Below are 24,061 nucleotides of genomic sequence, written 5' to 3' on the forward strand. Positions count from 1 at the left end.
CGACTACACGTCCCGCCCGACTACACGTGCTGCATGACGAGCACGAACGTCGTCCCCGGCAGCAACGCCTCGTACGAGTGCGGCACATCGCCCCGGTACGTCATGTAGTCCCCGGCCCCCAGTTCCACCGTCTCCCCGACCGGCCCCGCCTGCACCCGCCCGGTGCTCACGATCAGGTGCTCGACCGTGCCCGGGATGTGCGGCTCCGAGACCCGGGCCGCGCCCGGTTCGGCGCGGAGGTGGTAGAGGTCCCGCCGGGCGCCCGGCGGGCTGGCGGACAGCAGGGTCGCCGCGTACGGCGCCTGCTCCGAGGCCACCGTGGGCCCCTCACCCGCCCTGACCACCCGCACCGCGGACACCGGGGGCTCCACCAGCGCGCTGAACGGGACGCCCAGGGCGACGCCGAGCGCCCAGATCGTCTCCATGCTGGGGTTCCCGCTCGCCGCCTCCAGCTGGGAGAGCGTGGACTTGGCGATGCCGGCGCGTTTGGCCAGCTCGGAGAGGGAGAGCCCGGCACGGGTGCGCTCGCGGCGCAGGGACGCGGCGATCCGGTCGAGGGGGAGGCGGGCGGGCTGCGGGGGCGCGGCGTCGGACATGTCGTTCGCTCCATCGGTACGGATGTTCGGCTTGACGAACAGCGGCCGGTCTGTTCATTGTAGAAAACATGCGTTCGCCAAACCGAACACCCCACACAACCGCCGTCCAGCGGGCCCTCGTCCGGGACAGCTCACTCGTCTGGCTCGCCAGTGGGGTGGTCGGCGTGTCCTTCGGGGCGATCTCCGTCGCCGGGGGCCTTCCGGTCTGGGTGCCGGTGGCGATGTCCGTGCTGGTGTACGCGGGATCGGCGCAGTTCAGCGCGGTGGGGATACTGCTGGCCGGGGGCGGGCCGGTGGCCGCGGCGGCGACCGGACTGCTGTTGAACACCCGGACGGCCGCGTTCGGGCTGGCCGTCGCCGACCTGCTGGGGCCCGGTCGCACGGCCCGTTTCCTCGGCGCGCACCTCGTCACGGACGAGACCGTCGCCTTCGCGCTCGCCCAGCCGGACCCCGAACGGCGCAGGGCGGCCTTCTGGATCTCGGGGATCGGGCTGTTCGCCGTGTGGAACGCCGGCGTGCTGGCCGGGGCCCTCGCCGGCGGCGCCCTCGGGGACACCGCCGCGTACGGCCTCGACGCCGCCTTCCCCGCCGTCCTGGTGGCCCTGGTCCTGCCCGCCCTGCGCGGGGACGCCCGGCTGCGGCGTTCCGCGGCCCTCGGCGCCGCCCTGGCCCTGGCGCTGACGCCGGCCGTCCCGCCCGGGGTACCGGTCCTGGCGGCACTCGCCGGGCTGTTTCCGTACGGGCGGGAGCCGGAGGCCGTATGAGTGCGTCGGTCGCCGTGATCCTGGTGCTGGCGGTGGGGACGTACGGGTTCCGGCTGATCGGGCCCGCGCTGCACGGGCGGGTCGTACTGCCCGCGCGGGTAAGGGAGTTGCTGTCGGCGGGGGCGGTGGTGCTGCTGGCCGCGCTGCTGGCGACCGGCGCCCTGACCGAGGGCGGCGGCTTCGCGGGGTGGTCGCGCCCGGCCGGGGTGCTGGTGGCCGTGGTCCTGGCGTGGCGGCGGGCGCCGTTCCCGGTGGTGGTGCTGGGTGCGGCGGCGACGGCGGCGGGACTGCGGGCCCTGGGCGTGGGCTGAGCCGCGACAACGGGGGGCCGCGCCTCGCGGACCGGCGGCGGGACCTGACGGAAAACGGGGGATCACATGGACAACGGCGAGGGAACGGAGGGGACTTCCGACGGCTCCGGGGCCGCGACCGCCGTACCGGTCGGCCTCGCGGCCGGGCTCGGGATCGGCACGGCCCTCGGCGTCACGCTCGGGCCGACCGTCTTCCACGACCTCGGCCTCGGCCTCTCCCTCGGCATGGGCCTGGGCACGGCCATCGGCGCCGGTGCCGGTGCGGGCGTCGCGCGCGGGCGCGGGGAGGCCGGGGAGACCCGGGAGGCCGGGGAGCCCAGGGAGCCCAGGGAGCCCGGGGAGCCCAGGGAGCCCGGGGAGCCCGGGGAGCCCGGGGAGTCACCGGAGTAACGGGCTCCTACCGGTCCGGCGCCGCCGGGGCCGGGCCGGGGCCGGTGTCAGAGGTAGCGGCTACGGTCCCGCGCATGACCGAAGCCCCCGATTTCCTCACCGCCACCCGTACCTTCTACGACGCCGTCGCCGAGGACTACTCCGACCGCTTCCGCGACCTGCACGCGAAGCTCCCGTGGGACCGGGCCGTGTTCGCGCTGTACGCCGAACTCGTGGGCCCCGGCGGGAAGGTGGCCGATCTCGGCTGCGGACCGGGGCGGGTGACCGGGCACCTCGCGTCGCTCGGGCTCTCCCTGTCCGGGCTGGACCTGTCGGAGTCGATGCTGGCGGTGGCGCGGCGGGAGAATCCGGGGATCCGGTTCGAACGGGGCTCGATGCTGGAGCTGACGCACGAGGACGGCTCGCTGGACGGGGTCGTCTCCTGGTACTCGTCGATCCACACACCCGTGGAAGAACTGCCCCGTCTCTTCGCCGAGTTCCGGCGCGTCCTCAGGCCCGGCGGCCACGCCCTCCTCGCCTTCCAGGTCGGCGACGAGCCCAAGTACCACGACCGGCCGTGGGGCCACCCGGTGTCCCTGCACTTCCAGCGTCGCAGGCCGGAGGCGATGGCCGAACTGCTCACCGAAGCAGGCTTCTCCGTACGTTCCCGGACGGTCCGCGCACCGGAGCCCGACCTCGACGAGAAGGTGCCGCAGGCCTACCTGGTCGCCCGCGCCCAGGCGTGACCGGACGGGTCGGTGACGCGGCCGCCCCGGGGCTCGGCCGGGCGAGCGGGAAACCCGCGGTGAACCGGTTGGGCGATCTGCTCGTTCCTACGGGTCGGCGGCCGCTGGCCGACGGACGGAAACCGGTCCGACAGCCGCCGCTGCGAAAGGACGAACGTGCGCACATTGACCCGTGCAGTCACCGGAACGCTCGCGGTGGGGCTCCTCGCCCTGTCGGCGACGACCGCGACGGCCGCGACCCCCACCGGCTGGGACGCGAAGTACCGCACCATCAAGCAGACCGAAACCGGTCTGTGCATGGGGGAGAGCGGCAGGCAGGTGGCTCTCTACCCCTGCAACACCGCGAGCAACCCGATCACCTGGCAGATTCGGGTGAACGAGGAAAACGGGTACATGATCAGGAACACCACCAGCACGCGCTGCCTGGACAACAACGGTGCAGGGGCCATCTACCTGTCCGACTGCGACACGTCCGACCTCGGCCAGCGCTGGCACATCGTGGACTGCGGCAGCACCTTCGTCAGCAGGCTCGCGAGCGAGATGGGCAACGACCCCCTCCGGTCTCTGCGCATCAGCGACTTCAGCTGCGACGGCCCGTGGTGACCCGCGGTTAGCGGACGGTCCCCTTCCGGGCGGTGAGCGGGATCTTTGCCCACACCGTCTTGCCCACCGCCCGCTCGTCGACCCCCCACGCCGTCGCCGGTACGGCGACCAGCACCAGGCCCCGGCCGCCCTCCGCGTCCGGGGCCGTGACGATCCGCGGCCGCCGGCTGTTCGAGCGCCGGCCCGCGCCAGTCGTCAGCCACGTGATCGAGGAGGTGGTGTTGGACCGGCCGATCGGCGGACGGAAGGTCCACCAGGCGCAATTGCAGCGGCTGCCGGCAGTAAGCGTCATGCGGAGCGTAGAGATCCAGGTAATGCCGACCAGGATGGAGGAACACCCCAACCTGGGCGGTGCGTTCAACCTTCTGCCCCCGAAGAAGCACACACAGGTGGCGTACACGGAAGCACAGGGCTGTCCCACCGCCGTCCACATCCGTGACTCCAAGAATCCCGCCGGCCCCGCCCTGGACCTCTCCCCCGCCGCCCGGGCCCACTTCCTCCCCTACGGCAGCGGGTCCTCGTCCAGCACCGGCGGAGCGGCCAGCGCGGCCTCGTAGGCGTCGCGGGGGAACTCGTACGGTCCCATGGCCAGTTCCCCCCACTGCTCGCGGTACGGCTGGCGGAAGGACGACCAGGTCACCGTCGCAGGAGTGACGGTGACCTTGGCCATGAGGGGCCAGCAGCCCCAGATGCCGCAGGAGCAGCCGAGGAGCGGCACGGTGTCCCCCGCCGTGCGGAAGTGGTCCTCGAACTCCGTCACGCCCAGGCCGTCGTGCTGGGTACGGACCTGCTCGGCGGTCTCCCTCTCGTCCTCGGCCTCGTCGTCGAACTCCCCCGCCAGTTCGGCCCGCCACAGCGGGTACGTCACCTCCCCGACGAGCGCACGCAGGTCCGTCCCGTCGACCCTGATGCCCCACACCAGGTGGTCCGGGTGGGCCGGGCTCTCGGCCGGCGGGTAGCGGAAGAACTCGATGGCGTTCACGCCGGCATCCTCCCCGGCCGTGGCGCCGCGCCGCGAGCCCTTTACTGCCGGTACAGCCCCTCCACCTCGTCGGCGAAGTCGCGCAGGACCGCGGCGCGGCGCAGTTTCATGGAGGGGGTGAGGTGGCCCTCGGCCTCGGTGAAGTCGCGGGGCAGGACGGCGAAGCGGCGGATCGACTCGGGGCGGGAGACCAGCTTGTTGGCCTCGTCGACGGCGCGCTGGAGGACGCCGAGCAGTTCCTCGTCGTCCGTGAGGAGTTCGGCCGGGACCGGGTGCTTGCCGTTCATCTGGCGCCAGTGGGTCAGGCCGGCGGGGTCGAGAGTGAGCAGGGCGGAGACGTAGGGGCGGCCGTCGCCGAGGACCAGGGCCTGGGAGATCAGGGGGTGCGAGCGCAGCCAGTTCTCCAGCGGGGCGGGGGCGACGCTCTTGCCGCCGGAGGTGATGATCAGCTCCTTCTTGCGGCCGGTGATCGTGAGGTAGCCCTCGTCGTCGAGTTCGCCGATGTCGCCGGTGGCCAGCCAGCCGTCGGGGGCGGCGGGGACGACTCCGCCGGCCGCCGGGTCCCAGTAGCCGCGCAGGACGTGGTCGCCGGCGACGAGTATCTCGCCGTCGGCCGCTATCCGGATCTTCGTGCCGGGCAGCGGCCGGCCGACGGTGCCCAGGCGCGGCTTCATCGGCGGGGTGACCGTGGAGGCGCCGGTCGTCTCGGTGAGGCCGTAGCCCTCGTAGATCTCGATGCCCGCGCCGGCGTAGAAGGCGGCGAGGCGGCGGCCCAGCGGGGAGCCGCCGCAGATGGCGTGCCGGACCCGGCCGCCCATCGCGTTGCGGATGCGGCGGTAGACCAGCGGGTCGTAGAGGGCGCGGGCCGCGCGCAGGGCCGCGCCGGGCCCGCTTCCGCCCGCGTTGCGGGTCTCGACGGCCTCGCCGTAGCGGACGGCGGTGTTCACGGCGCGGTCGAAGGTGGCCACCCGGCCGCCCGCCTCCGCCTTCGCGCGGGCCGTGTTGAAGATCTTCTCCAGCATGTACGGGATGGCGAGCAGGCAGGTGGGCCTGAACGCGGCCAGGTCCGGCAGGAGTTCGTCGGACCTGAGGCTCGGGGCGTGGCCGAGGCGGACGCGGGCGCGGATGCAGGCGATGGCGACCATCCGGCCGAAGACGTGCGACAGGGGGAGGAAGAGGAGCACGGACAGGTCGTCGTCGGTGGAGGGCCTGAAGACCGGGGAGAGCAGCTCGATCGCGTTGTCGACCTCGGCGAAGAAGTTGCCGTGGGTGAGCGCGCAGCCCTTGGGGCGGCCGGTGGTGCCCGAGGTGTAGACGAGGGTGGCGAGGGTGTCGGGGACCAGCATGCCCCGGCGGACGTCGACCTCGGCCTCCGGGACGTGCTGCTCGCCCAGTTCGGCGAGGCGGTCCACGTGACCCTTCTCGATCACCCAGATGTGGTGCAGGTCGGGCAGCCGGTCGCGTTCGGGGCCGAGGGCCGCCGCCTGCCCGACGGTCTCGGTGACGAGGGCGACCGCGCCGGAGTCCTGGAGGATCCACCGGGTCTGGAAGACGGAGGAGGTCGGGTAGACGGGGACGGTGACCAGTCCGGCCGCCCAGGCGGCGAAGTCGAGCAGCGTCCACTCGTACGTCGTCCGGGCCATGATGGCGATCCGGTCGCCCGGCACCAGCCCCTCCCCGACCAACCCCTTGGCCACGGCCAGGACTTCGGCGGCGAACTGCCGTGCCGTCACGTCCGACCACCGGCCCTCGGCGTCCCTGCGGCTGAGGACCACCGCGTCGGGCGCCGCCCCCGCGTTGTCGAACGGCAGCTCGGCGAGCGAGCCGTGCGTCACGGGGCGCGCGAACGCCGGCATCGCCGCCTCCCGCACGACACCGTCCAGCCTGCGGGTCTCGGGTTCCACGAGGGCGGGGGGAGCGTCGTAACCGGCGAAGGCCGGGGTGGACGACGGATACGGGGTGGACACGGGCGGCTCCCTGGGCGTGCAGCGACGAACTGCTTGCTGCATGAGGTACGTGCCTCGTGCGTCGAGGCGTTCAACCGGGACGGACCCGCAGAAAGAGGTTGCTCCCGGGTCAGGAAGGGGATCGTACGGGGCTGACGTGTGGGGATCGTGCGGGTTCGGGGGTGTTCGTGGGCCGGGGCTGTGCAACCTCCAGGGTGGGTGAGCGGCCCTCGGGTTCGGTGGTGACGGGCGTGGGCGCGGGTTGCCGACGGGGTCGCCGACAGGGTTGCCGACCCTTTTACCGGCGGTAACCTTACTTCAGAGTAAGGATGTGGACATGGGTGGTCGAGGGGGCAGGAAAGATGGATGTGACCGACCGGAACGCGCGTCCCGCCGACGGGAGGCGGACACCGTGACCGCCCCGGCGCTCTCCGCTCCCCCGGCCCTCGGCCCGCTCCTGGCCCGCGGCGCGCTCCTGTCGCCCTTCAAGCGGCCCCGCCCCGGCGCCGCCTTCTCCGGCGACGGGCTCACCCTGCCCCGCCTGCGCGTCGACCTGGCCCGGCTGGCCGCCTACGAGCGGGTGTGCGGCTTCCCGACCGGCGACGACGCCCTGCCGATCACCTACCCGCACGTCCTGGGCTTCCCCCTGGCCATGCGGATCATGAGCGGCCGCGCCTTCCCCCTCCCGCTGCTCGGCCTGGTCCACACGTCGATCACCCTCACCCGGCACCGGCCCCTCCCGGCCACGGGGACGTACGAACTCCTCGTCCACGTCGACCGGTTGACCCCGCACCGACGCGGCACGGAGGCGGTCGTCGTCACCGGGCTGCGGCAGGACGGGGAGACGGTGTGGGAGTCGGAGAGCGCCTACCTCGCCCGGCACCGGACGCCGGGTCAGGAGGCCGGGCAGGCCCCGGCGAGCACGGAGGGCCCGCTGCCCGTGGTGGACGAGTGGCGACTCGGCGCCGACGTCGGACGGCGGTACGGGACCGTCTCAGGTGACCGCAACCCCATCCACCTCTCCCCGCTCACCGCCCGTCTCCTCGGCTTCCCCCGCGCCATCGCCCACGGCATGTGGACCGCGGCCCGCTGCCTCGCCGCCCACGGCACCCCGGCCGCCGCGCATGTCCGCGTCGACTTCCGCGCACCCGTCCTGCTGCCCGGCGCGGTGGCCCTCGCGGCGGACGGGCGGCGGTTCGAGCTGCGCGGGGCGGGCGAGGAGGGGCGCACGCACCTGCGGGGGCGGGTGGAGCCGGTGGCACCGGCCGGCTGAGCGTCCGGCGTTCAGGACTCCGGCGGGGACCAGGGGCGGCCGGTCATCAGGTTGCCCAGGCCCGCCCAGGCGAAGTTCATCAAGGTGGCCGCCGCCTGGCGCGGGCTGACCGACTCGGTCGTGTTGGCCCAGGTGGCCAGGGACTCGGCGGCGCCCACCAGGGCCTCGGCCAGACCCGCCACCTCCCGTTCGGGGAGGTCCGGGTCGCGGTGCGCCTCGCGGGCGGCGACCGCGATCAGCCGGGTCACGAACGCCACGATCTCCGCGCGCATCGCCGTGACCTCGGCGGCGAACGTCTCGCCGTGGGTGCGGGCCTGGATGTGCAGGACGGACCAGGCGTGCGGATGGCGGCCGGTGTGCGCGAAGAACGCCAGCAGGCCGTCCCAGAGCTGGCGGTCGGCCGTCAGCTCCGTGTCCACCCCCGCGCGCACCGCCTCGACGAGCGCCTTGGCCTCGCGCCGGATGCACGCGGTGAACAGGTCTTCCTTGGAGTTCAGGTACAGATAGACCAACGGCTTGGACACACCCGCCAGTTCGGCGATCTCGTCCATCGAGGCGACCATGTACCCGCGTCGCCCGAAGGTCTCCACGGCGGCGTCCAGCATCTGCTGCTCACGGACCGCACGCGGCATCCGCTTGGTCTTCACGGCACCCATGGGGAAAAGATTAGTGCCGCGGCAGGCAATGTTCGCCCGTGAAGGAGCGGCGTCCGGTGCGTGCTCCCGGTGTGCCGGCCGGAAGTCCTCGTACTGGACGTACTCGGGCTTTCGGCCGGTGCGGCGAGAGGGCGTGCCGGGCGTCGCGACGGGGCGAACGTTGCCTGCCGCGGCACTGGTTGGGGCCGGCGGACTTGGCCGAGGAGAGCGGCGGTCAGCGCTTGACGCCGGCCTTGAAGGTACGGCGCGCCCACAGGTGGCCGACCAGGGCGAGCGCCACGCACCAGGCGAGTGCGACGGCCCCGCCGGAACCGATCGGGGTGCCGAGCCACAGGCCGCGCAGGGTCTCGATGACCGGCGTGAACGGCTGGTACTCGGCGAACCAGCGCAGGCCGGCCGGCATGGAATCGGTCGGCACGACGGCGCTGCCCACGAACGGCAGGAAGGTGAGCGGCATCGGGATGTTGCTGGCGCTCTCCGGGTTCCTGGCGACCAGGCCGATGGCGGCGGAGAGCCAGGTGAGCCCGAACGTGAGCAGCGTGAGCAGGCCGAGTGCGGCGGCCCACTCCACGGGGGTCGCGTCGGGGCGGAAGCCCATCAGCAGGGCGGCTCCGACGACGAGCGCGACGCTGGTCATCGTCTGGATCACGCCCGCGACGACATGGCCGGTCAGGAACGCGCTCCGGGAGACCGGCATCGTGCGGAAGCGGTTGACGATGCCCTCGGTCTTGTCGACGCACACGCTGATCGCGGTGGTCAGGGCGCCGGAGGTGGCGGCCATGAGGATGATGCCGGGCGCGACGTAGTCGATGTAGTCGCCGCCGCCGGTGGGCAGGCCGCTGATGCCGGCGCCCAGGGCGTTGCCGAAGACGTAGGTGAACAGCAGCAGCATCATCAGGGGCATGATGACGACGGTGAGCGTCAGGGACGGGTAGCGCAGGGCCTTCCTGAGGTTGCGCCGCAGCATCGTCCTGGAGTCCCGGGCGGCGTAGGACACGGCGGCCATCAGACGTTCTCCCTCGGTGATACGGCGGTGTCGGCGGGGCGGGCGGTGTCGGCGGGGCGGGCCCGACCGGTGAGGGTCAGGAAGACGTCGTCGAGGTCGGGGGTGTGCACGGTGAGCGACTCGGCCCGGACCGCGGTGGCCTCCAGGGTGTCGAGGACGGCCCGCAGGTCGGGGACGGAGCCGTCGCTGGGGATCTGGAGGGTGAGGGAGTCCTCGTCGCGGGTGCCGACGCCGAAGACGCCCGCGGCGGTGTCCAGGCCCTGGACGTCGGCGAAGCGGACCCGGACGTGCCCGCCGGGGATGCGCCGCTTCAGCTCGTCGGGGGTGCCCTCGGCGATCAGGCGGCCGTGGTCCAGCACGGCGATCCGGTCGGCGAGCCGGTCGGCCTCCTCGAGGTACTGGGTGGTCAGGAAGACGGTCACGCCGTCGTCGGCGACGAGGCCGCGGATGATCTCCCACATGGTGCGCCGGCTGCGCGGGTCGAGTCCCGTGGTGGGCTCGTCGAGGAAGATGACTCGCGGCTTGCCGACCAGGGTCATCGCCAGGTCCAGTTTGCGCCGCATGCCGCCGGAGAAGGTGGCGGCCGTCCTGTCCGCCACCTCGGACAGGTCGAAGCGGTGCAGCAGGTCGGCGGCCCGCCGCCTGCCCTCGCTCCGGTCGAGGTGGTGCAGGTCGGCCATGAGGAGCAGGTTCTCCTCGGCGGTCAGCAGGTTGTCGACCGCGGAGAACTGGCCGGTGACGCCGATCACGGTGCGCACCGCGTCGGCGTCCCGGGTCAGGTGGCGGCCCGCGACGCGGGCCTCGCCCGCGTCGGGGTCGATGAGCGTGGAGAGGATCTCCACCGTGGTGGTCTTGCCGGCGCCGTTGGGCCCGAGCAGCGCGAAGACGGTGCCTTCGGCGATGCTCAGATCGATGCCGTCGAGCACGAGCTTCTCGCCGTAGGACTTGCGCAGTCCGGTGGCGGTGATCGCCGGCGCCGTCCCGTTCACGGCGGTCGGCGCGGACGTCTGCGTGGAGGTCATGACGCTTGCCCTTCCGGGGTGGGGAGTCGGGGTACGCGGGGTCAGGCGCGGCGGACGAGGATGTCGCCGGCGCCGGTGCGGGCGTGCACCTCGACGGTCTCGTCGGAGTCCGCGGGACCGTCGGCGGAGCCGAGCGCGTTGCGCACGGTGCCGAACTTGGTGGTCACGTCGAGCCAGGCGGCGGTGCCCTGGTGGATGCCGACCTCGACGTCACCGACGGAGGTGCGCAGGTCGATACGGCCGCGGGTCACGTCGCCGACGCGGATGCGGCCGTTGGAGGAGACCGCCTCGACGCCGGCGTGGGCGACGCCGATCTCGATGCGGCCGTTGGCGCACTTGGCGTCGACGGTGCCGTGCGCGACGGCGACGGAGATGTCGCCGTTGGCCGCGCCGGCCCTCAGGGAGCCGGTCACCTCGCCGATCCCGGTCGCGCCGTTGCCGTTCTTGACGGTCGCCGCGCCGGCGACCGTGCCGACCTCGATGCGGCCCGCGCCGACGACCTCGACGTCCCCGCTCGCGCGGGTCAGGCGGATGTCGCCGAGGTCGGTCCTCAGGCCGGCGGCGACCACGTCGTCGGCCTGGAGGTCGCCGAGCGAGGTCTTGAGCGTGACGTCTCCGAGGCGGCCTTCGCAGAAGAAGCCGCCCATGGCCGTGGTGCCCCGGACATCCGATCCGGCGGGCAGTTCGATGCTCACCTCCACGGCGCCCGGCTTGCCGAACAGGGACCGCTTCTTGGGGGTTCTGACCGTGAGGCGGCCGCCGGAGCAGGTGACCTGGGTCTGCTGCACGGCGCGTACGTCGTTGTCGTCGGAGCCGTTGCGCGGCAGCACCTCCACGACCGTGTCGGTGCGCTTGCCCGCGGTGATGCGGGCGGTGCCGACCTCCAGCTCGAGGACGACGGAGATCGGTTCGGGGGTCTCGAAAGCAGGCATGGCTGTCCCGTCCTCTTGGCTCGGTTGGGTGTTCCCGCTGGTGAGGCGGGTGATGAGTGACGTCGGCGGTTCGATCGGCGATCCGCCGGTGAAGGGGGTGGCGCGGAGTGGCCGGCGCGGGCCGGCCGGCTCTAGCGGACCCAGCCGGTGAAGGCCCGGCCGCCCGCGTCCTTGCCGCGGCCCGGCAGGCCCGCGCGCTCGCCGCCGTCCAGCGCGGTGGACACGGCACGCACCAGCCAGGCGTTGACCGACAGGCCCTCCGCCGCCGCGGCGTCCTCGGCGCGGGCCTTGAGGTGGGCGGGGAGACGGAAGTTGATCCGCGCCATGGCGCCGTCGTCGGCGTCCGCGGGCGGCGGTGCGGGCGCGGCGGGGGCCGCGAGCGGCTCCCGCACCTCCCGGAACGGCTCGGCGGCGGGCGGTGCCGTCACCACGAACTCCGGGTCGAGTCCGCGCAGTCGCACGTCGACCGAGCCCGGCGCCAGCTCCCGCGTGACCTCGCCCATGGCGGCGGACAGCGCGTTGAGGAGGGTCAGGCGGGCGGCGGACTCCAGGGGGGCGGTGAGCCGCTCGGCGAGGGCGCGGGCGTCGTCGCCGCCGGCGTTCGCTGCGACGGCGAGCTCGTGCCGGAGGTTGTCGACGTAGGGGGTGAGGTCCATGACGCCATCATGGCACATGAATGGCGCCACTGGCGAGCCAAATAGACACCTCTTTGGCGCGAGCGGCTCCGAGCTGCCATTTCTCTCGGAAACAGGCGCGCACGGATGCCACCGTCGCACGCTCGAAGGCCGGTGACGGTCCACCATGGCGCCACACTGGCACCACTCGTGCCGCACATCTGGCGCCACCGCGGGCGCGCGGCACGGCCGCAGAGGTGCGTGACATACACGGGCGCGGCACGGCCGCAGAAGTGCGTGACACGCACGGGCACATGCGAACGGGCCGCGGTCCCGGCCTCAGCCGTTCACCGCAGCCCGCACAGTCCCGCCCGCCGGGGACGGACGCCTACGAAGGCTGGCCCTGGGCGCGGGTGGAGTCGACCGCCTCGTCCTCCTGGGAGCGGCTGGACTCCAGGCCCGCCTTCATGCGGTCCACCCGGCGCACCACCGTCTCCGAGGCGCGGTCGCGCTCCTTGCGCAGCAGGACGAAGCTGATCGGCGCGGACAGCACCAGCGCGAGCAGCACGATCCACATGCCGTTGGAGTCGCCCAGGCCACGCGGGAAGACGCCGAGGTAGACGAGTCCCCAGACGGCCGCGAAGCAGCCTGCGAAGACACCGAGGCGCATCAGCGTGTAGCGGAGCATCTCAACCCACTCTTCCGTCTCTGGGCCCCCGCTGGGGGAGGTGAAAAGGTCCCTAAGGTCCCCATCCGGCACCGTCCAGTGAAGCACGCCCGGCTTCCGGTCCCGCAGCGGGGGCGGGCCGGGGCCGTCAGCCCAGCGGGAGCAGCATCGTGACGTCGTCCCGGTCGTCGCCCGGCGCCACCCTGATCGCGCCCGGCACGCGGCCGACCTCCTTGTAGCCGCAGGACGCGTAGAAGCGTTCCAGGCCGAGGCCGCCCCGGCAGGTGAGCCGTATCGCGTCCACGCCCTCGAAGGTGCGGGCCGCGTCTGCGGCGGCGGCGAGCAGCTCGCGGCCGTACCCCTTGCCCTGGTGGCGCGGGTGCACCATCACCGTGTACAGCCACAGCCAGTGGGTCATCAGGCGGTGCGTGTTGAGGGTGAGGAACGCGGTCGCCGCCACGTCGCCCTCCTCGTCCCGCCCGACGAGGAGGCGGGTGCGGCCCTCGGCCATCTGCACGAGGTGGCGGACCAGTTCCGGGCGGACGAGCTCACGCGTCACGGGCGGCACGAAACCCACGGCCCCGCCCGCGTTGGAGACGTCCGTCCAGAGGTCCAGGAGACCGTCGCGCAGGTCGGGGGTGATGGCGGGATCGAGGGTGAAGGTAAGGGACACGGATCGATGGTAATCCTTACCCTCGGGAGGGGGTGCGTGCGGGTTCGCGTGCACGGGCCCGGCGGGGGGGGCGGGACATGGCGGGGGCGGGCCCGGTGGGGGCGGCACACGGCGGGTACGGGCCCGGTGGGGGGGCGGGACACGGCGGGGGCGGGCCCGGTGGGGGGTGCGGGCCAGGAGGGGGCCGGTCGCGCGGTTCCCCGCGCCCCACCGGGACCGCTCGCCGCCGTTCACGGGCAGGGCCGGCCCGCGGGGTTCGCGGGCCGGTGTCGCTCCGTCAGACGCGCATCGGCTGGGGGGAGTCCCTGCGGGACGGGTCCGGGGCGTCGTACTCGCGGATGATCTCGTAGCGGGTGTTGCGTTCCACCGGGCGGAAGCCCGCGTCGCGGATGAGGTCCAGGAGGTCTTCGCGGGTCAGCTTGCTGGGGGTGCCGTAGTTGTCGGCGTCGTGGGTGATCTTGTACTCGACGACCGAGCCGTCCATGTCGTCCGCGCCGTGCTGGAGGGCCAGCTGGGCGGTCTGGACGCCGTGCATGACCCAGAAGACCTTGACGTGCGGGACGTTGTCGAAGAGGAGGCGGGAGACCGCGAAGGTCTTGAGGGCCTCCGCGCCCGTCGCCATCTGGGTGCGGGCCTGAAGGCGGTTGCGGATCTTGCCGTCCTTCATGTCCACGAAGTCGTGCTGGTAGCGGAGCGGGATGAAGACCTGGAAGCCGCCGGTCTCGTCCTGGAGTTCGCGCAGCCGCAGGACGTGGTCCACGCGGTGGCGGGGCTCCTCGATGTGGCCGTACAGCATGGTGCTCGGGGTCTTCAGACCCTTCTCGTGCGCCAGCCGGTGGATCCGCGACCAGTCCTCCCAGTGGGTGCGGTGGTCCACGATGTGCTGACGGACCTCCCAGTCGAAGATCTCCGCGCCGCCGCCGGTGAGTGACTCCAGGCCGGCGTCGATCAGTTCGTCGAGGATCTCGGACGCCGACAGACCGCTGATCGTCTCGAAGTGGTGGATCTCCGTGGCCGTGAAGGCCTTCAGGGACACGTCCGGCAGGGCGGCCTTCAGCTCGCGCAGGGAGCGCGGGTAGTACCGCCACGGCAGGTTCGGGTGCAGGCCGTTGACGATGTGCAGCTCGGTGAGGTTCTCCGACTCCATCGCCTTCGCGAGCTTGACGGCCTCCTCGATGCGCATCGTGTACGCGTCCTTCTCCCCCGGCTTGCGCTGGAAGGAGCAGTACGCGCAGGAGGCCGTGCACACGTTCGTCATATTGAGGTGCCGGTTGACGTTGAAGTGGACGACGTCGCCGTTCTTCCGCGTCCGCACCTCGTGCGCGAGTCCGCCCAGCCAGGCCAGGTCGTCCGACTCGTACAGCGCGATGCCGTCCTCGCGGGTCAGCCGCTCACCGGCCCTGACCTTCTGCTCCAGCTCGCGCTTGAGCCCGACGTCCATGCCCCTACCTCTTCCGTTCGCCCTGAGACAGACTTCGTCAACCGTACGCCCCGACACCGTCGGACCCGACCGTCGGACCCGGCCGTCGGACCCGACCGTCAGACCTCTTCCGGAAGCTCCCCCACCCGGTTCTCCCACTTGGTGGACAGCACGATGGTCGTACGGGTCCGGGAGACGCCCTTCGTCCCCGACAGCCGGCGGATGATCCGCTCCAGCCCGTCGACGTCGTTCGCCCGCACCTTGAGCATGAACGAGTCGTCGCCGGCGATGAACCAGCAGTCCTCGATCTCGCCGAGGTCCTTCATCCGCGCGGCCACGTCCTCGTGGTCGGCGGCGTCGGAGAGGGAGATGCCGATGAGGGCGGTGACGCCCAGGCCGAGCGAGGCGGCGTTCACCGTGGCCCGGTAGCCCGTGATGACGCCGGCCGCCTCCAGCCGGTTGATGCGGTCGGTGACGCTGGGTCCCGACAGGCCGACGAGACGCCCCAGCTCCGCGTAGGAGGCCCGGCCGTTCTCCCTCAGGGCCTGGATGAGCTGCCTGTCCACCGCGTCCATGCGATCGAGCCTTCCGATGAAGAGGTCTGAGAGGTCTGAGAGTTACTGGAGTCGTGAGAGGTGGTGCCGGTGGCGCTGCTCTCCGGCGCGGCCTCAGGCGGGGCGGGCGCCGCCGCCGAGTTCGCCCTTCCAGCGGCGGTAGAGACCGTGCCCCACGCCCGCCGCGTCGAGGACCCGGCCGGCGACGAAGTCGACCAGGTCCTGGATGTGCGTGGCGCCCGCGTAGAAGGCCGGGGAGGCGGGCACGACGCTCGCGCCCGCGTCGTCCAGGGCGACGAGGTGCCGCAGCGTCTGCCCGTTCAGCGGGGTCTCCCGGACGGCGACGACGAGCGTGCGGCGCTCCTTGAGCGTGACACTGGCGACCCGCTGGAGGAGGTCCTTGGACAGCCCCAGCGCGACGCCGGCGACACAGGCCGTCGAGGCGGGCACGATCAGCATCCCCTTCGCCGGGTACGACCCCGACGACGGCCCCGCCGCCAGGTCACCGGCGGCCCAGTACCGCACGGCGTCCCCTTCGACGTCGACGTCGAAGGCGTCCGGCTTGCCGTCGGCGCCCCGCGCGAGCCATTCCCGCAGGTCGTCCCGCCAGTGCGCGTCCCGGAAGGAGATCCCCGTCTCGTCGAGCAGCGTGAGCCGCGAGGCCCGGCTGACGACCAGGTCGACGCTCTCGCCCCCGGCGAGCAGCGCGCGCAGCACGGCGGCGGCATACGGCGTACCGGACGCCCCGGACACCCCCACGATCCAAGGCACGCGCTGCGTTTCTCCTGCGTTCACACCTTGAGCGTACCGGCGAACGGTCAGGAGCTGCGGACCGGACCGGCGCAGGCCCTAAACGGTGAGGCCGCGCACCAGCAGGTCGATCAGCGCGCACACGAAGAGGCTGATGCCGATGAAGCCGTTGGTGGAGAAGAACGCCCTGTTCAGGCGGGACAGGTCGTGCGGGCGCACGATGGTGTGCTCGTAGCCGAACGCGCCGGCGACGATCAGCAGGCCCAGCCAGAAGAAGGCGCCGGCGCCGGTGGCGAGGGCGTACCAGACGAACAGGGCCGTCGTGACGGCGTGGCAGGCGCGGGCGCCCCAGATCGCGGCGGGGATGCCGAAGCGGGCCGGGACCGACCTGACACCGATCTCGCGGTCGGTCTCGACGTCCTGGCAGGCGTAGATCAGGTCGAAGCCGCCGATCCAGACGCCGACGGCCAGGCCCAGGATCACCGCGTCCCAGGACCACTCGCCCGTGATCGCCAGCCAGCCGCCGATCGGGCCCATCGCCTGCGCGAGACCGAGGATGGCCTGCGGGAAGTTCGTGAAGCGCTTCCCGTAGGGGTAGACCACCATCGGGATCACGGCGACCGGGGCCAGGGCCAGGCAGAGCGGGTTCAGCAGGGCCGCCGAGCCCAGGAAGACCACCAGGGCGATCAGCGCGCCGGTCCACGCGTGCCGCACCGACATCGCGCCGGTGACGAGTTCGCGCTGGGCGGTGCGCGGGTTCCGCGCGTCGATCTCGCGGTCGATGATCCGGTTGACCGCCATGGCGAAGGTGCGCAGACCCACCATGCAGACGGTGACCAGCAGCAGCCGGCCCCAGTGGATGTTCCCGTCCAGCTCGAACATCGCGGTCAGCGCGGCGATGTAGGCGAAGGGCAGCGCGAAGACCGAGTGCTCGATCATCACCAGCCGCAGGAAGGCCTTCGTGCGTCCCGGCCGCGGGATCGCCGCGGATGCCGAACTCACAGCCCGTACTCCTTCCAGCGCCGCGTCACCCGTTCGGACGTCTCCGGGTCCGACAGGACCATCTCCGGCCAGCCGCCGTCGCGGGTGTAGCCCTCCTCGGGCCACTTCCGCGTCGCGTCGATGCCCGCCTTGCCGCCCCAGAACTGCTGGTAGGAGGCGTGGTCGAGGTGGTCGACTGGACCCTCGACGACGGACAGGTCACGGGCGTAGTCCGTGTTCCCGAGGGCCCGCCAGGCGACCTCGTGCAGGTCGTGGACGTCGCAGTCGGCGTCGACGACCACGATCAGCTTGGTCAGGGACATCATGTGGGCGCCCCAGACCGCGTGCATGACCTTCTGCGCGTGCTTGGGGTACTTCTTGTCGATCGAGACGATCGCGCAGTTGTGGAAACCGCCGGCCTCGGGCAGGTGGTAGTCCACGATGTCCGGGACGATGATCTTGAGGAGCGGGAGGAAGAACCGCTCCGTCGCACGGCCCAGCGGGCCGTCCTCGGTCGGCGGACGGCCCACCACGATCGACTGGAGCAGCGGACGCCTGCGCATCGTCACGCAGTCGATCGTCAGCGCCGGGAACGGCTCCTGCGGCGTGTAGAAACCGGTGTGGTCGCCGAACGGGCCCTCCGGGCGCATCTCGCCCGGCTCCAGCCAGCCCTCCAGCACGACCTCCGCCTGCGCCGGGACCTGGAGCGGGACCGTCTTGCAGTCGACCATCTCGATGCGCTTGCCCTGGAGGAACCCGGCGAGGAAGTACTCGTCGATGTCGCCGGGGAGCGGCGCGGTGGAGGCGTACGTGACGGCCGGCGGGCAGCCGAAGGCGATCGCGACCGGCAGCCGCTCGCCCCGGCGCGCCGCGACCTGGTAGTGGTTGCGGCTGTCCTTGTGGATCTGCCAGTGCATGCCGATCGTGCGCCGGTCGTGGCGCTGGAGGCGGTAGAGCCCGAGGTTGCGGACCCCGGTCTCCGGGTCCTTGGTGTGGGTCAGCCCCAGGTTGAAGAACGAGCCGCCGTCCTGCGGCCAGGTGAACAGCGCCGGCAACTGCTCCAGGTCCACCTCGTCCCCGCGCAGGACGACCTCCTGCACGGGGCCGTCCTTCACCTTCTTCGGCGGGACGTGCGTCATCGCGCCGAGCTTGCCGAACGCCTCGCGGACCCCCACGAAGCCGTGCGGCAGCTCGGGCTTGAGCAGCCCGCCGATCCGGTCCGAGATGTCCGCGTACGACTTCAGCCCGAGCGCCTTCAGCAGGCGGCGGTCGGTGCCGAACACGTTCATCGCGAGGGGCATCGCCGAGCCCTTCACGTTCTCGAAGAGGAGCGCGGGGCCGCCGGACTTCTGCACCCGGTCGACGATCTCCCCGACCTCCAGGTACGGGTCCACCTCGGCCTTGATGCGCTTGAGGTCGCCCTCGCGCTCCAGCGCCCTGAGCAGGGAACGAAGATCGTCGTAAGCCATGCGGTCAAGTATCCCCGAGGGGCTACCCTGACCCCGTACCTGGGGCCCGTCCTCGTGGCCCCGCCGCCCTCTGCGCTGGAGAGACCCCATGCTGCGGGTACTGATGTTCCTGGTGCCGCTGGCGCTGAGCGTCTACGCGTTCATCGACTGCATCAGCACGAAGGACGACGACATCCGCCACATGCCCAAGCCGCTGTGGGCGATCCTCGTCCTGCTGTTCCCGCTCGTCGGTTCGATCTCGTGGCTCGTCGCGGGCAAGAAGCGCAGCCCCGCCGCCGAAGGCTGGTCCGGCGTCCGCGGCGGCCGCCCGCAGCAGCGGCAGTGGATCGCCCCGGACGACAACCCCGAGTTCCTGAAGTCGCTCGACGACACCGAGAAGGACGACAAGGGCAGGCCCGACGACAGCCAGGGTCCCACCGGATCCTCGTGACACCGAGGCGGCGCGGCTCCCCGCCGGGAGCCTCACCGCGGGCGGAAGGAGTTCTCGTGCCCGAGCCGGCCCCCCTGGACGGGGCGACCGCCCGCGCCTGGCTCGCCGGCGCCGTCGAGGAGGCCCGCACCGGGCTCGCCGAGGGCGGCATCCCGATCGGCGCCGCGCTCCACGGCCCCGACGGGACGCTGCTCGGCCGCGGCCGCAACCGGCGCGTGCAGGACGACGACCCCTCGACGCACGCGGAGACGGCGGCGTTCCGCGCGGCGGGACGGCAGCGGACGTACCGCGGGACGACGATGGTCACGACGCTCTCGCCGTGCTGGTACTGCTCCGGCCTGGTCCGCCAGTTCGGCATCTCCCGCGTCGTGATCGGCGAGGCGGTCACCTTCCACGGCGGCCACGACTGGCTCGCCCGGCACGGCGTGGAGATCGTGCTCCTGGACGACCCCGGGTGCGTCGCGATGATGCGCGACTTCATCGCGGAGAACCCGGCACTGTGGAACGAGGACATCGGCGCGTGACCGCGGGGTCTGCCGTGTCCGGCCGGCCTTACGGCCCCCGCTCCACCTGATGGATCATCTGTTCGAAGCGGGCGCGCCAGCGGGACTCCGTCTCGCCCTCGCCCTGGAACTCGTGGGTGAAGCGCAGGGCGGTGCCGCCCGCGTCGTCGTGCTCCAGGTGGAAACGCATCCGGCCGCCGCTGTCCACCGTGTACTCGGCGACCCGCTCCACGTCCCAGGCGGTGACCTGCCCGGCGCCCAGGCCGGGCAGGCCGATCACGCCGCCGAGCCGGGGTTCGAGGACGTCGACGGCGCCGAACCAGCCGCAGAGGCCCTCGGCGGTGGCGAGGACGGGCCAGACCGTCTCCAGGGGCCGCGGGAGCCGCACCAGGAAATGCAGGATGTGCGTGTTCCCGTGGGTCTGGCTGGAGCCCTGTTCGATGGAACCGGTCATGACACCAGAGTGACCCCCGGGAACCGCTTCCGCACGGTCACGGCGTGCGGCCGGACCGTCCCGCCGGCCGCGAGGGGGGCTCAGAACCCGGCCGCCTGGAGCACGCCCAGGCCGACGTCGGCGTAGGAGTGCTTGCCGGAGACGAAGATGTTGACGCCGTAGTAGTTGAACAGCCAGCAGCCGAAGGCGACCAGCGCGAGGTAGGCGGCCTTGCGGCCCTTCCAGCCGGCGGTGGCGCGGGCGTGGAGGTAGCCAGCGTAGGCGACCCAGGTGATGAAGGACCAGGTCTCCTTGGGGTCCCAGCCCCAGTAGCGGCCCCAGGCGTCGCCCGCCCAGATCGCGCCCGCGATGATCGTGAACGTCCACAGCGGGAAGACGGCCGCGTTGACGCGGTAGGCGAACTTGTCGAGGGTCGCCGCGGCGGGCAGCCGGTCGAGGACCGAGTTGGCGAGCTTCCCGGGCCTGCCGCCGCCCGCCAGCTTGTTCTCGTAGGAGTCCTTGAACAGGTACAGGATCGTGGAGACCGCGCCGACGTAGAACACCGCGCCGCAGAAGATCGCGGTGGAGACGTGGATGTACAGCCAGTACGAGTGCAGGGCGGGGACCAGCTGGTCGCTCGCCGTGTACAGGACGGTGACCGCGAGGCCCAGGTCGAGCAGGACCGAGGTGATCAGGAACAGCCCGAGCCAGCGCACGTTCTTCTTCAGCGCCAGCAGCGCCAGGTACACGCCGACGGCCACCGTGGAGAAGGTGATGTTGAACTCGTACATGTTGCCCCACGGCGCCCGCTGCACCGAGAGCGCGCGGCTGAGCACGCCGCCGAACTCGATCAGGAAGGCCAGCACCGTGAGGGAGATGGCGATCCGGCCGTAGAGGTCGCCCTGTTCGTCGCCGCCGTGCGCGCCCGGCCCGTCGGGCACCTCACGGGCGCCGGCCGCGGCCCGCACCACGACCTTCGGCCGCTCCAGCACGGCGGTGCCGCCGGCCTTCCGCACGGTGACGGCGGGGGCCGCCTTCCCGGCCGGGGCCCGGTCGGTGAGCGCGGCGGCGGTGCGGCCGACCTTGCTGCGGCCGCCGAAGGTCCATTCGGCGATGTACGCGAAGAAGGCCAGGGTGTAGACGGCCATCGCGGAGTAGATCAGCGTGTTGCTGATGTTCGCGAGGTTCTCGTTGGTGGCGGCGGCGAGGTTCACCGCGCCGGCGAGGTCGGTTGCGGCGGCGAGAGTCACTTCTCAGACCCTTCGGCAGGTACGGCTCGGGAATCGGGGGTGTCGGGATCTTCGGGGGTGTCGGGGTCCTCGGCGGCGGGCGCTCCGGGCGCCCGGTCGTACAGGATCCCGGCGAGGTCGCCCAGTTCCTCGGGGACCTTCGCGGACTCGCTGCGGCCGAGGCCGGCCATCTCGACGACCGTGACGCCGTCGGTGCCCCGCACCGCCCGCACCCACACGCGGCGGCGCTGGATGAACAGGGAGCCGGCCAGGCCGAGGATCGCGGCCACCGAGCCGGCCAGCGCCCAGCCGCTGCCGGGCTGCTGGGTGACCTGGAAGTTGGCCCATTCCTTGGTGCCGTCGTAGGTGATCGAGCCGGCGCCGTTGGGGAGGGTCAGGGTCTCGCCGGGCTTGAGGTTGTCCCGCAGCTGGAGGCCCTTGGCGTCCGTGAACGGCTTCATGTTCCGCTTGTCGAGCTGGTAGACGCTCTGCGGGATGCCCGAGTCGACACCGAGGTCGCCGTGGTACGGCTCCAGGTTCAGCACCGGGTTCAGCAGCGCCGGGAAGGCGGAGGAGACCTCGTTGCCCTCGGCGTAGCTGGGCAGGAGGAAGGCCTGGAAGGCGAGCTGTTCCTTGACGCCCTTGGCGTCGCGGTAGCCGTCGTAGACCTTGACCACGCCGGAGGAGGTGACGTTGGAGTCGAGCGGCAGCAGCGGTACGGCGTCGCGGTAGACCACGTTGCCCTTGCCGTCCCTGACGGTGACGACGGGGGCGTACCCGTGGGCGGTGAGGTAGACCTTGGAGTCGCCGATCTCCAGCGGGTGGTTCACCTTGACGGTGGTCTTCCGCTCCTTGCCGTAGGCGCCCTCGGAGTAGGTGATGGCGGCCTGGTAGGTGCGCGGAGTGCCCTTGTTGGGCCCGGAGACCTCGTAGGTGCCGGTGAAGTCCTTCAGGTTGAAGCTGAACGGTGCCAGGTCGTCGGCTTCGAAGAGGGTGCCGGACTTGAAGTCGTCGTACTGGGTGAGGGTGTTGGAGAAACCGTCGCCCTCCAGGACCAGCTTGTTGCCCTCCATCTTGAACAGCTGGCCCCAGGCGAAGGCCGTCAGCATCACGATGAGGGCGATGTGGAAGGCGAGGTTGCCGACCTCGCGCAGGTAGCCCTTCTCGGCGGCGACCGCGTCCCCGACGAGGTGCGCGCGGAAGCGGCGCTTCTTCAGCAGCGCGAGCGCGGCCTCGCGCACCTGCTCCGGTTCGGCGTCCGTGCGCCACGTGGTGTACGCGGGCAGCCGGGTCAGCCGCTTGGGCGCGCCCGGCGGGCGGCCGCGCAGCTGGCCGACGAACTGCCAGGTGCGGGGCACGATGCAGCCGATGAGGGAGACGAACAGCAGGATGTAGACGGCGGAGAACCACACCGAGCTGTAGACGTGGAAGAGGCCCAGCTTGTCGTAGAGCGGTGCGAGGGTGGGGTGGTTCTTCTCGAAGTCGGCGACCTTCGTGGCGTCGGTGCCGGTCTGCGGGATCAGCGAACCGGGGATCGCGCCGAGCGCCAGCAGCAGGAGCAGCAGCAGGGCGACCCGCATCGAGGTCAGCTGCCGCCAGAACCAGCGGGCCCAGCCGACGACGCCCATGGCGGGGACGCCCCCGGGCGACTCGGCGGGCGCGGTGGACAGCTGCGAGCCGGCCGCGCCGAGGTCCTGGTCCTGCGGTGCGGTGGCGTCCACGGGTTCGCCGGCGGTGGTCTTGCTCATCGATCAGATCCCCACAGTGAAGCCGGTGGACCAGGACTGAAGGTCCTGCACCAGGTGGTCCCAGGCGCCGGTCAGCAACAGCAGACCGGTCACGATCATCATCGAGCCGCCGGTCCGCATCACCCACACATAGTGCCGTTTGACCCAGGCGAAGGCGCCGAGCGCCTTGCGGAAGGCGACCGCGGCGAGCACGAAGGGCACCCCGAGGCCGAGGCAGTAGGCGACGGTGAGCAGGGCGCCGCGGCCCGCGCTGCCCTGCTGGGAGGAGAGCGTCAGCACGGACGCCAGGGTCGGGCCGATGCACGGCGTCCAGCCGATGCCGAACAGCGCGCCGAGCAGCGGGGCGCCGACGAGTCCGGCCACCGGCCGCCGGTGGAAGCGGAACTCGCGCTGGGTCATCCAGGGCATCAGCCCCATGAAGAAGACGCCCATGAGGATCATGAGCACGCCCAGCACCTTGGACAGGACGCCCTTGTTGGCCTGGAGCGTGTCGCCGAAGTAGCCGAACAGGGCACCGCTGGAGACGAACACGGCCGTGAAACCGGCCACGAAGAGGGAGGCGCCGGCGACCATCCGGCCGCGCCGGGCCTCGGCCAGGTCGGTGCCGGCGACGCCGGTGACGTACGACAGGTAGCCGGGCACGAGCGGCAGGACGCACGGGGAGAAGAAGGAGACGAGTCCGCCGAGCAGCGCGACGGGCAGGGCGACCAGCAGGGCGCCGTTGAGCACGGTGCCGTTGTAGCCGTCCGCGGCGAGCATCGTGACGGAGCTCACGTCACTTCTCCGCGAGGACCGGGTCGATCATCGCGCGCAGCTTCTCCTCGCTGAGGGCGGCCAGCGAGCGGGCCGCGATCTTCCCGTCCCGGTCGAGGACGAGCGTGGAGGGGATGGCCTGCGGGTTGAGCGTGCCCTTCTCGAAGCGGAGCATCAGCTTGCCGGTCGGGTCGTACAGGCTGGGGTAGGTGATGCCCTGCTCCTTCTCGAAGGCGAGGGCGTTGGAGGTGCTGGTGTCACGGGTGTTGATGCCGACGAACTGCACGCCGCGGGCCTTGAGGTCGGTGGAGACCTTCTGGAAGCCCGGTGCCTCGGCACGGCAGGGCGCGCACCAGGATCCCCACACGTTCAGGACGACGACGCTGCCCTTGTAGGAGGCGACGTCGAGCTGCCTGCCGTCGACGGTCCTGCCGGAGAGGTCGGGGGCGGCGGTGCGCTCGCCCTTCTCGACGGTCGAGATGCCGTTCTTGCCCATGACGAAGTTGGTGTCGCCGCCCCCGCCGGAGGTGCCTCCGGAGGTGCACGCGGACAACAGCAGGGCCGTGGCGGCTGCGACGGCGACAGACAGGGAGGTGCGGCTGGCGGCACTCATGTGAAAAGTTTCGCATGC

General features: G+C 72.0%; 29 protein-coding genes. 9 read left to right on the forward strand and 20 right to left on the reverse strand.

All coding sequences use genetic code 11. The annotated features are described in order from the left end of the window. Positions 1-20: 20 nt before the first annotated feature. Entirely contained in the window at positions 21-596 is a 576-nt protein-coding gene (locus ACIP5W_RS20855; protein WP_401475354.1) for a helix-turn-helix domain-containing protein, read from the reverse strand. Between the two features lie 68 nt (positions 597-664). Here ACIP5W_RS20855 and ACIP5W_RS20860 point away from each other — a divergent pair, with 68 nt between their 5' ends. The 6 genes from ACIP5W_RS20860 to ACIP5W_RS20885 all read left to right on the forward strand — a co-directional run bounded on the left by ACIP5W_RS20860 (position 665) and on the right by ACIP5W_RS20885 (position 3,946). Further along, a complete protein-coding gene (locus ACIP5W_RS20860) occupies positions 665-1,360 on the forward strand; it encodes an AzlC family ABC transporter permease (protein ID WP_401475357.1) in 696 nt (231 codons plus the stop codon). Next, positions 1,357-1,671 (forward strand): AzlD domain-containing protein, encoded by a 315-nt coding sequence (locus ACIP5W_RS20865; RefSeq protein WP_401475360.1) that lies wholly within the window; start codon positions 1,357-1,359, stop codon positions 1,669-1,671. Before ACIP5W_RS20860 ends, ACIP5W_RS20865 begins: the two co-directional genes overlap by 4 nt. Positions 1,672-1,737: 66 nt before the next feature. After that, positions 1,738-2,061: a hypothetical protein gene (locus ACIP5W_RS20870; protein ID WP_401475363.1), complete on the forward strand. Its 324-nt coding sequence runs from the start codon at positions 1,738-1,740 to the stop codon at positions 2,059-2,061. A 74-nt stretch (positions 2,062-2,135) separates the two neighbouring features. Continuing rightward, complete coding sequence (locus ACIP5W_RS20875; protein ID WP_401475366.1) at positions 2,136-2,786, forward strand: class I SAM-dependent DNA methyltransferase; 651 nt, start codon at positions 2,136-2,138, stop codon at positions 2,784-2,786. Between the two features lie 165 nt (positions 2,787-2,951). Continuing rightward, entirely contained in the window at positions 2,952-3,389 is a 438-nt protein-coding gene (locus tag ACIP5W_RS20880; RefSeq protein WP_401475369.1) for an RICIN domain-containing protein, read from the forward strand. Between the two features lie 146 nt (positions 3,390-3,535). Beyond that, entirely contained in the window at positions 3,536-3,946 is a 411-nt protein-coding gene (locus ACIP5W_RS20885; protein WP_401475581.1) for a Scr1 family TA system antitoxin-like transcriptional regulator, read from the forward strand. On the opposite strand, the gene ACIP5W_RS20890 is transcribed toward ACIP5W_RS20885, so the two are convergent. Together ACIP5W_RS20890 and ACIP5W_RS20895 are read right to left on the reverse strand one after the other, a co-directional pair. Further along, the gene (locus ACIP5W_RS20890; RefSeq protein ID WP_401475372.1) at positions 3,892-4,371 is read right to left on the reverse strand and encodes a hypothetical protein; all 480 of its coding nucleotides are present in this window, start codon (positions 4,369-4,371) and stop codon (positions 3,892-3,894) included. The two genes, ACIP5W_RS20885 and ACIP5W_RS20890, sit on opposite strands and share 55 nt — an antisense overlap. Before the next feature lie 41 nt (positions 4,372-4,412). Then, positions 4,413-6,338, reverse strand: a complete 1,926-nt coding sequence (locus ACIP5W_RS20895; protein WP_401475375.1) for an AMP-dependent synthetase/ligase — start codon at positions 6,336-6,338, stop codon at positions 4,413-4,415. A 316-nt stretch (positions 6,339-6,654) separates the two neighbouring features. Here ACIP5W_RS20895 and ACIP5W_RS20900 point away from each other — a divergent pair, with 316 nt between their 5' ends. Beyond that, positions 6,655-7,590 (forward strand): MaoC family dehydratase, encoded by a 936-nt coding sequence (locus ACIP5W_RS20900; RefSeq protein ID WP_401475378.1) that lies wholly within the window; start codon positions 6,655-6,657, stop codon positions 7,588-7,590. Positions 7,591-7,601: 11 nt separating this feature from the next. Here ACIP5W_RS20900 and ACIP5W_RS20905 read toward each other — a convergent pair whose 3' ends face one another. The 12 genes from ACIP5W_RS20905 to ACIP5W_RS20960 form a co-directional block, all read right to left on the reverse strand. Then, entirely contained in the window at positions 7,602-8,246 is a 645-nt protein-coding gene (locus ACIP5W_RS20905) for a TetR/AcrR family transcriptional regulator (protein WP_401475381.1), read from the reverse strand. A 214-nt stretch (positions 8,247-8,460) separates the two neighbouring features. Continuing rightward, complete coding sequence (locus ACIP5W_RS20910; RefSeq protein ID WP_401475384.1) at positions 8,461-9,252, reverse strand: ABC transporter permease; 792 nt, start codon at positions 9,250-9,252, stop codon at positions 8,461-8,463. Next, a complete protein-coding gene (locus tag ACIP5W_RS20915) occupies positions 9,252-10,274 on the reverse strand; it encodes an ATP-binding cassette domain-containing protein (protein WP_401475387.1) in 1,023 nt (340 codons plus the stop codon). Before ACIP5W_RS20915 ends, ACIP5W_RS20910 begins: the two co-directional genes overlap by 1 nt. A 41-nt stretch (positions 10,275-10,315) precedes the next feature. Continuing rightward, on the reverse strand, positions 10,316-11,206 hold the full coding sequence (locus tag ACIP5W_RS20920; RefSeq protein WP_401475390.1) for a DUF4097 family beta strand repeat-containing protein: 891 nt from the start codon (positions 11,204-11,206) through the stop codon (positions 10,316-10,318). 131 nt (positions 11,207-11,337) lie between these two features. Then, positions 11,338-11,862 carry a toxin-antitoxin system HicB family antitoxin gene (locus ACIP5W_RS20925; RefSeq protein ID WP_401475393.1) on the reverse strand — a complete coding sequence of 175 codons (525 nt, stop codon included), beginning with the start codon at positions 11,860-11,862 and terminating at the stop codon, positions 11,338-11,340. A gap of 346 nt (positions 11,863-12,208) precedes the next feature. Then, positions 12,209-12,508 carry a DUF4229 domain-containing protein gene (locus ACIP5W_RS20930; RefSeq protein ID WP_401475396.1) on the reverse strand — a complete coding sequence of 100 codons (300 nt, stop codon included), beginning with the start codon at positions 12,506-12,508 and terminating at the stop codon, positions 12,209-12,211. A gap of 127 nt (positions 12,509-12,635) precedes the next feature. Beyond that, positions 12,636-13,160: a GNAT family N-acetyltransferase gene (locus tag ACIP5W_RS20935; RefSeq protein WP_401475399.1), complete on the reverse strand. Its 525-nt coding sequence runs from the start codon at positions 13,158-13,160 to the stop codon at positions 12,636-12,638. Between the two features lie 277 nt (positions 13,161-13,437). Continuing rightward, positions 13,438-14,601, reverse strand: a complete 1,164-nt coding sequence (gene mqnE, locus ACIP5W_RS20940) for an aminofutalosine synthase MqnE (RefSeq protein WP_401475402.1) — start codon at positions 14,599-14,601, stop codon at positions 13,438-13,440. 98 nt (positions 14,602-14,699) lie between these two features. Beyond that, positions 14,700-15,155 carry an Lrp/AsnC family transcriptional regulator gene (locus ACIP5W_RS20945; RefSeq protein ID WP_363088921.1) on the reverse strand — a complete coding sequence of 152 codons (456 nt, stop codon included), beginning with the start codon at positions 15,153-15,155 and terminating at the stop codon, positions 14,700-14,702. A 93-nt stretch (positions 15,156-15,248) separates the two neighbouring features. Beyond that, positions 15,249-15,905, reverse strand: a complete 657-nt coding sequence (locus tag ACIP5W_RS20950; RefSeq protein ID WP_401475584.1) for a UbiX family flavin prenyltransferase — start codon at positions 15,903-15,905, stop codon at positions 15,249-15,251. A gap of 78 nt (positions 15,906-15,983) precedes the next feature. Then, positions 15,984-16,886 carry a menaquinone biosynthesis prenyltransferase MqnP gene (mqnP, locus tag ACIP5W_RS20955; protein WP_401475406.1) on the reverse strand — a complete coding sequence of 301 codons (903 nt, stop codon included), beginning with the start codon at positions 16,884-16,886 and terminating at the stop codon, positions 15,984-15,986. Beyond that, positions 16,883-18,334: a menaquinone biosynthesis decarboxylase gene (locus ACIP5W_RS20960; RefSeq protein WP_366062782.1), complete on the reverse strand. Its 1,452-nt coding sequence runs from the start codon at positions 18,332-18,334 to the stop codon at positions 16,883-16,885. Before ACIP5W_RS20960 ends, mqnP begins: the two co-directional genes overlap by 4 nt. 88 nt (positions 18,335-18,422) lie before the next feature. On the opposite strand from ACIP5W_RS20960, the gene ACIP5W_RS20965 reads away from it, so the two are divergent. After that, positions 18,423-18,764, forward strand: coding sequence for a PLD nuclease N-terminal domain-containing protein (locus tag ACIP5W_RS20965; RefSeq protein ID WP_401475409.1), 342 nt, complete (start codon positions 18,423-18,425; stop codon positions 18,762-18,764). 74 nt (positions 18,765-18,838) lie between these two features. Beyond that, complete coding sequence (locus tag ACIP5W_RS20970) at positions 18,839-19,288, forward strand: nucleoside deaminase (protein WP_401475587.1); 450 nt, start codon at positions 18,839-18,841, stop codon at positions 19,286-19,288. A 28-nt stretch (positions 19,289-19,316) separates the two neighbouring features. Here the strand turns inward: ACIP5W_RS20970 and ACIP5W_RS20975 are convergent, their stop codons facing one another. The 5 genes from ACIP5W_RS20975 to ACIP5W_RS20995 all read right to left on the reverse strand — a co-directional run bounded on the left by ACIP5W_RS20975 (position 19,317) and on the right by ACIP5W_RS20995 (position 24,043). After that, entirely contained in the window at positions 19,317-19,721 is a 405-nt protein-coding gene (locus ACIP5W_RS20975) for a hypothetical protein (RefSeq protein ID WP_401475412.1), read from the reverse strand. An 80-nt stretch (positions 19,722-19,801) separates the two neighbouring features. Further along, entirely contained in the window at positions 19,802-20,914 is a 1,113-nt protein-coding gene (ccsB, locus tag ACIP5W_RS20980; RefSeq protein WP_401475590.1) for a c-type cytochrome biogenesis protein CcsB, read from the reverse strand. A 32-nt stretch (positions 20,915-20,946) separates the two neighbouring features. Next, positions 20,947-22,677: a cytochrome c biogenesis protein ResB gene (locus ACIP5W_RS20985; protein WP_401475415.1), complete on the reverse strand. Its 1,731-nt coding sequence runs from the start codon at positions 22,675-22,677 to the stop codon at positions 20,947-20,949. 3 nt (positions 22,678-22,680) lie between these two features. Continuing rightward, complete coding sequence (locus ACIP5W_RS20990; RefSeq protein WP_401475418.1) at positions 22,681-23,451, reverse strand: cytochrome c biogenesis CcdA family protein; 771 nt, start codon at positions 23,449-23,451, stop codon at positions 22,681-22,683. A 1-nt stretch (position 23,452) separates the two neighbouring features. Continuing rightward, a complete protein-coding gene (locus ACIP5W_RS20995) occupies positions 23,453-24,043 on the reverse strand; it encodes a TlpA family protein disulfide reductase (RefSeq protein WP_401475421.1) in 591 nt (196 codons plus the stop codon). Positions 24,044-24,061: the final 18 nt, after the last annotated feature.

The sequence above is a fragment of the Streptomyces sp. NPDC088766 genome, from assembly GCF_044750845.1.
In the GTDB taxonomy this organism is placed as follows: Bacteria; Actinomycetota; Actinomycetes; order Streptomycetales; family Streptomycetaceae; genus Streptomyces.

Bases quoted from the DNA above. Each gene is read 5' to 3' on its own strand.
- ACIP5W_RS20855 (WP_401475354.1), bottom strand. From the start codon at position 596: ATGTCCGACGCCGCGCCCCCGCAGCCCGCCCGCCTCCCCCTCGACCGG.
- ACIP5W_RS20860 (WP_401475357.1), top strand. From the start codon at position 665: ATGCGTTCGCCAAACCGAACACCCCACACAACCGCCGTCCAGCGGGCC.
- ACIP5W_RS20865 (WP_401475360.1), top strand. From the start codon at position 1,357: ATGAGTGCGTCGGTCGCCGTGATCCTGGTGCTGGCGGTGGGGACGTAC.
- ACIP5W_RS20870 (WP_401475363.1), top strand. From the start codon at position 1,738: ATGGACAACGGCGAGGGAACGGAGGGGACTTCCGACGGCTCCGGGGCC.
- ACIP5W_RS20875 (WP_401475366.1), top strand. From the start codon at position 2,136: ATGACCGAAGCCCCCGATTTCCTCACCGCCACCCGTACCTTCTACGAC.
- ACIP5W_RS20900 (WP_401475378.1), top strand. From the start codon at position 6,655: ATGGGTGGTCGAGGGGGCAGGAAAGATGGATGTGACCGACCGGAACGC.
- ACIP5W_RS20905 (WP_401475381.1), bottom strand. From the start codon at position 8,246: ATGGGTGCCGTGAAGACCAAGCGGATGCCGCGTGCGGTCCGTGAGCAG.
- ACIP5W_RS20910 (WP_401475384.1), bottom strand. From the start codon at position 9,252: ATGGCCGCCGTGTCCTACGCCGCCCGGGACTCCAGGACGATGCTGCGG.
- ACIP5W_RS20915 (WP_401475387.1), bottom strand. From the start codon at position 10,274: ATGACCTCCACGCAGACGTCCGCGCCGACCGCCGTGAACGGGACGGCG.
- ACIP5W_RS20920 (WP_401475390.1), bottom strand. From the start codon at position 11,206: ATGCCTGCTTTCGAGACCCCCGAACCGATCTCCGTCGTCCTCGAGCTG.
- ACIP5W_RS20925 (WP_401475393.1), bottom strand. From the start codon at position 11,862: ATGGACCTCACCCCCTACGTCGACAACCTCCGGCACGAGCTCGCCGTC.
- ACIP5W_RS20930 (WP_401475396.1), bottom strand. From the start codon at position 12,508: ATGCTCCGCTACACGCTGATGCGCCTCGGTGTCTTCGCAGGCTGCTTC.
- mqnE (WP_401475402.1), bottom strand. From the start codon at position 14,601: ATGGACGTCGGGCTCAAGCGCGAGCTGGAGCAGAAGGTCAGGGCCGGT.
- ACIP5W_RS20945 (WP_363088921.1), bottom strand. From the start codon at position 15,155: ATGGACGCGGTGGACAGGCAGCTCATCCAGGCCCTGAGGGAGAACGGC.
- ACIP5W_RS20960 (WP_366062782.1), bottom strand. From the start codon at position 18,334: ATGGCTTACGACGATCTTCGTTCCCTGCTCAGGGCGCTGGAGCGCGAG.
- ACIP5W_RS20965 (WP_401475409.1), top strand. From the start codon at position 18,423: ATGCTGCGGGTACTGATGTTCCTGGTGCCGCTGGCGCTGAGCGTCTAC.
- ACIP5W_RS20975 (WP_401475412.1), bottom strand. From the start codon at position 19,721: ATGACCGGTTCCATCGAACAGGGCTCCAGCCAGACCCACGGGAACACG.
- ACIP5W_RS20985 (WP_401475415.1), bottom strand. From the start codon at position 22,677: ATGAGCAAGACCACCGCCGGCGAACCCGTGGACGCCACCGCACCGCAG.
- ACIP5W_RS20995 (WP_401475421.1), bottom strand. From the start codon at position 24,043: ATGAGTGCCGCCAGCCGCACCTCCCTGTCTGTCGCCGTCGCAGCCGCC.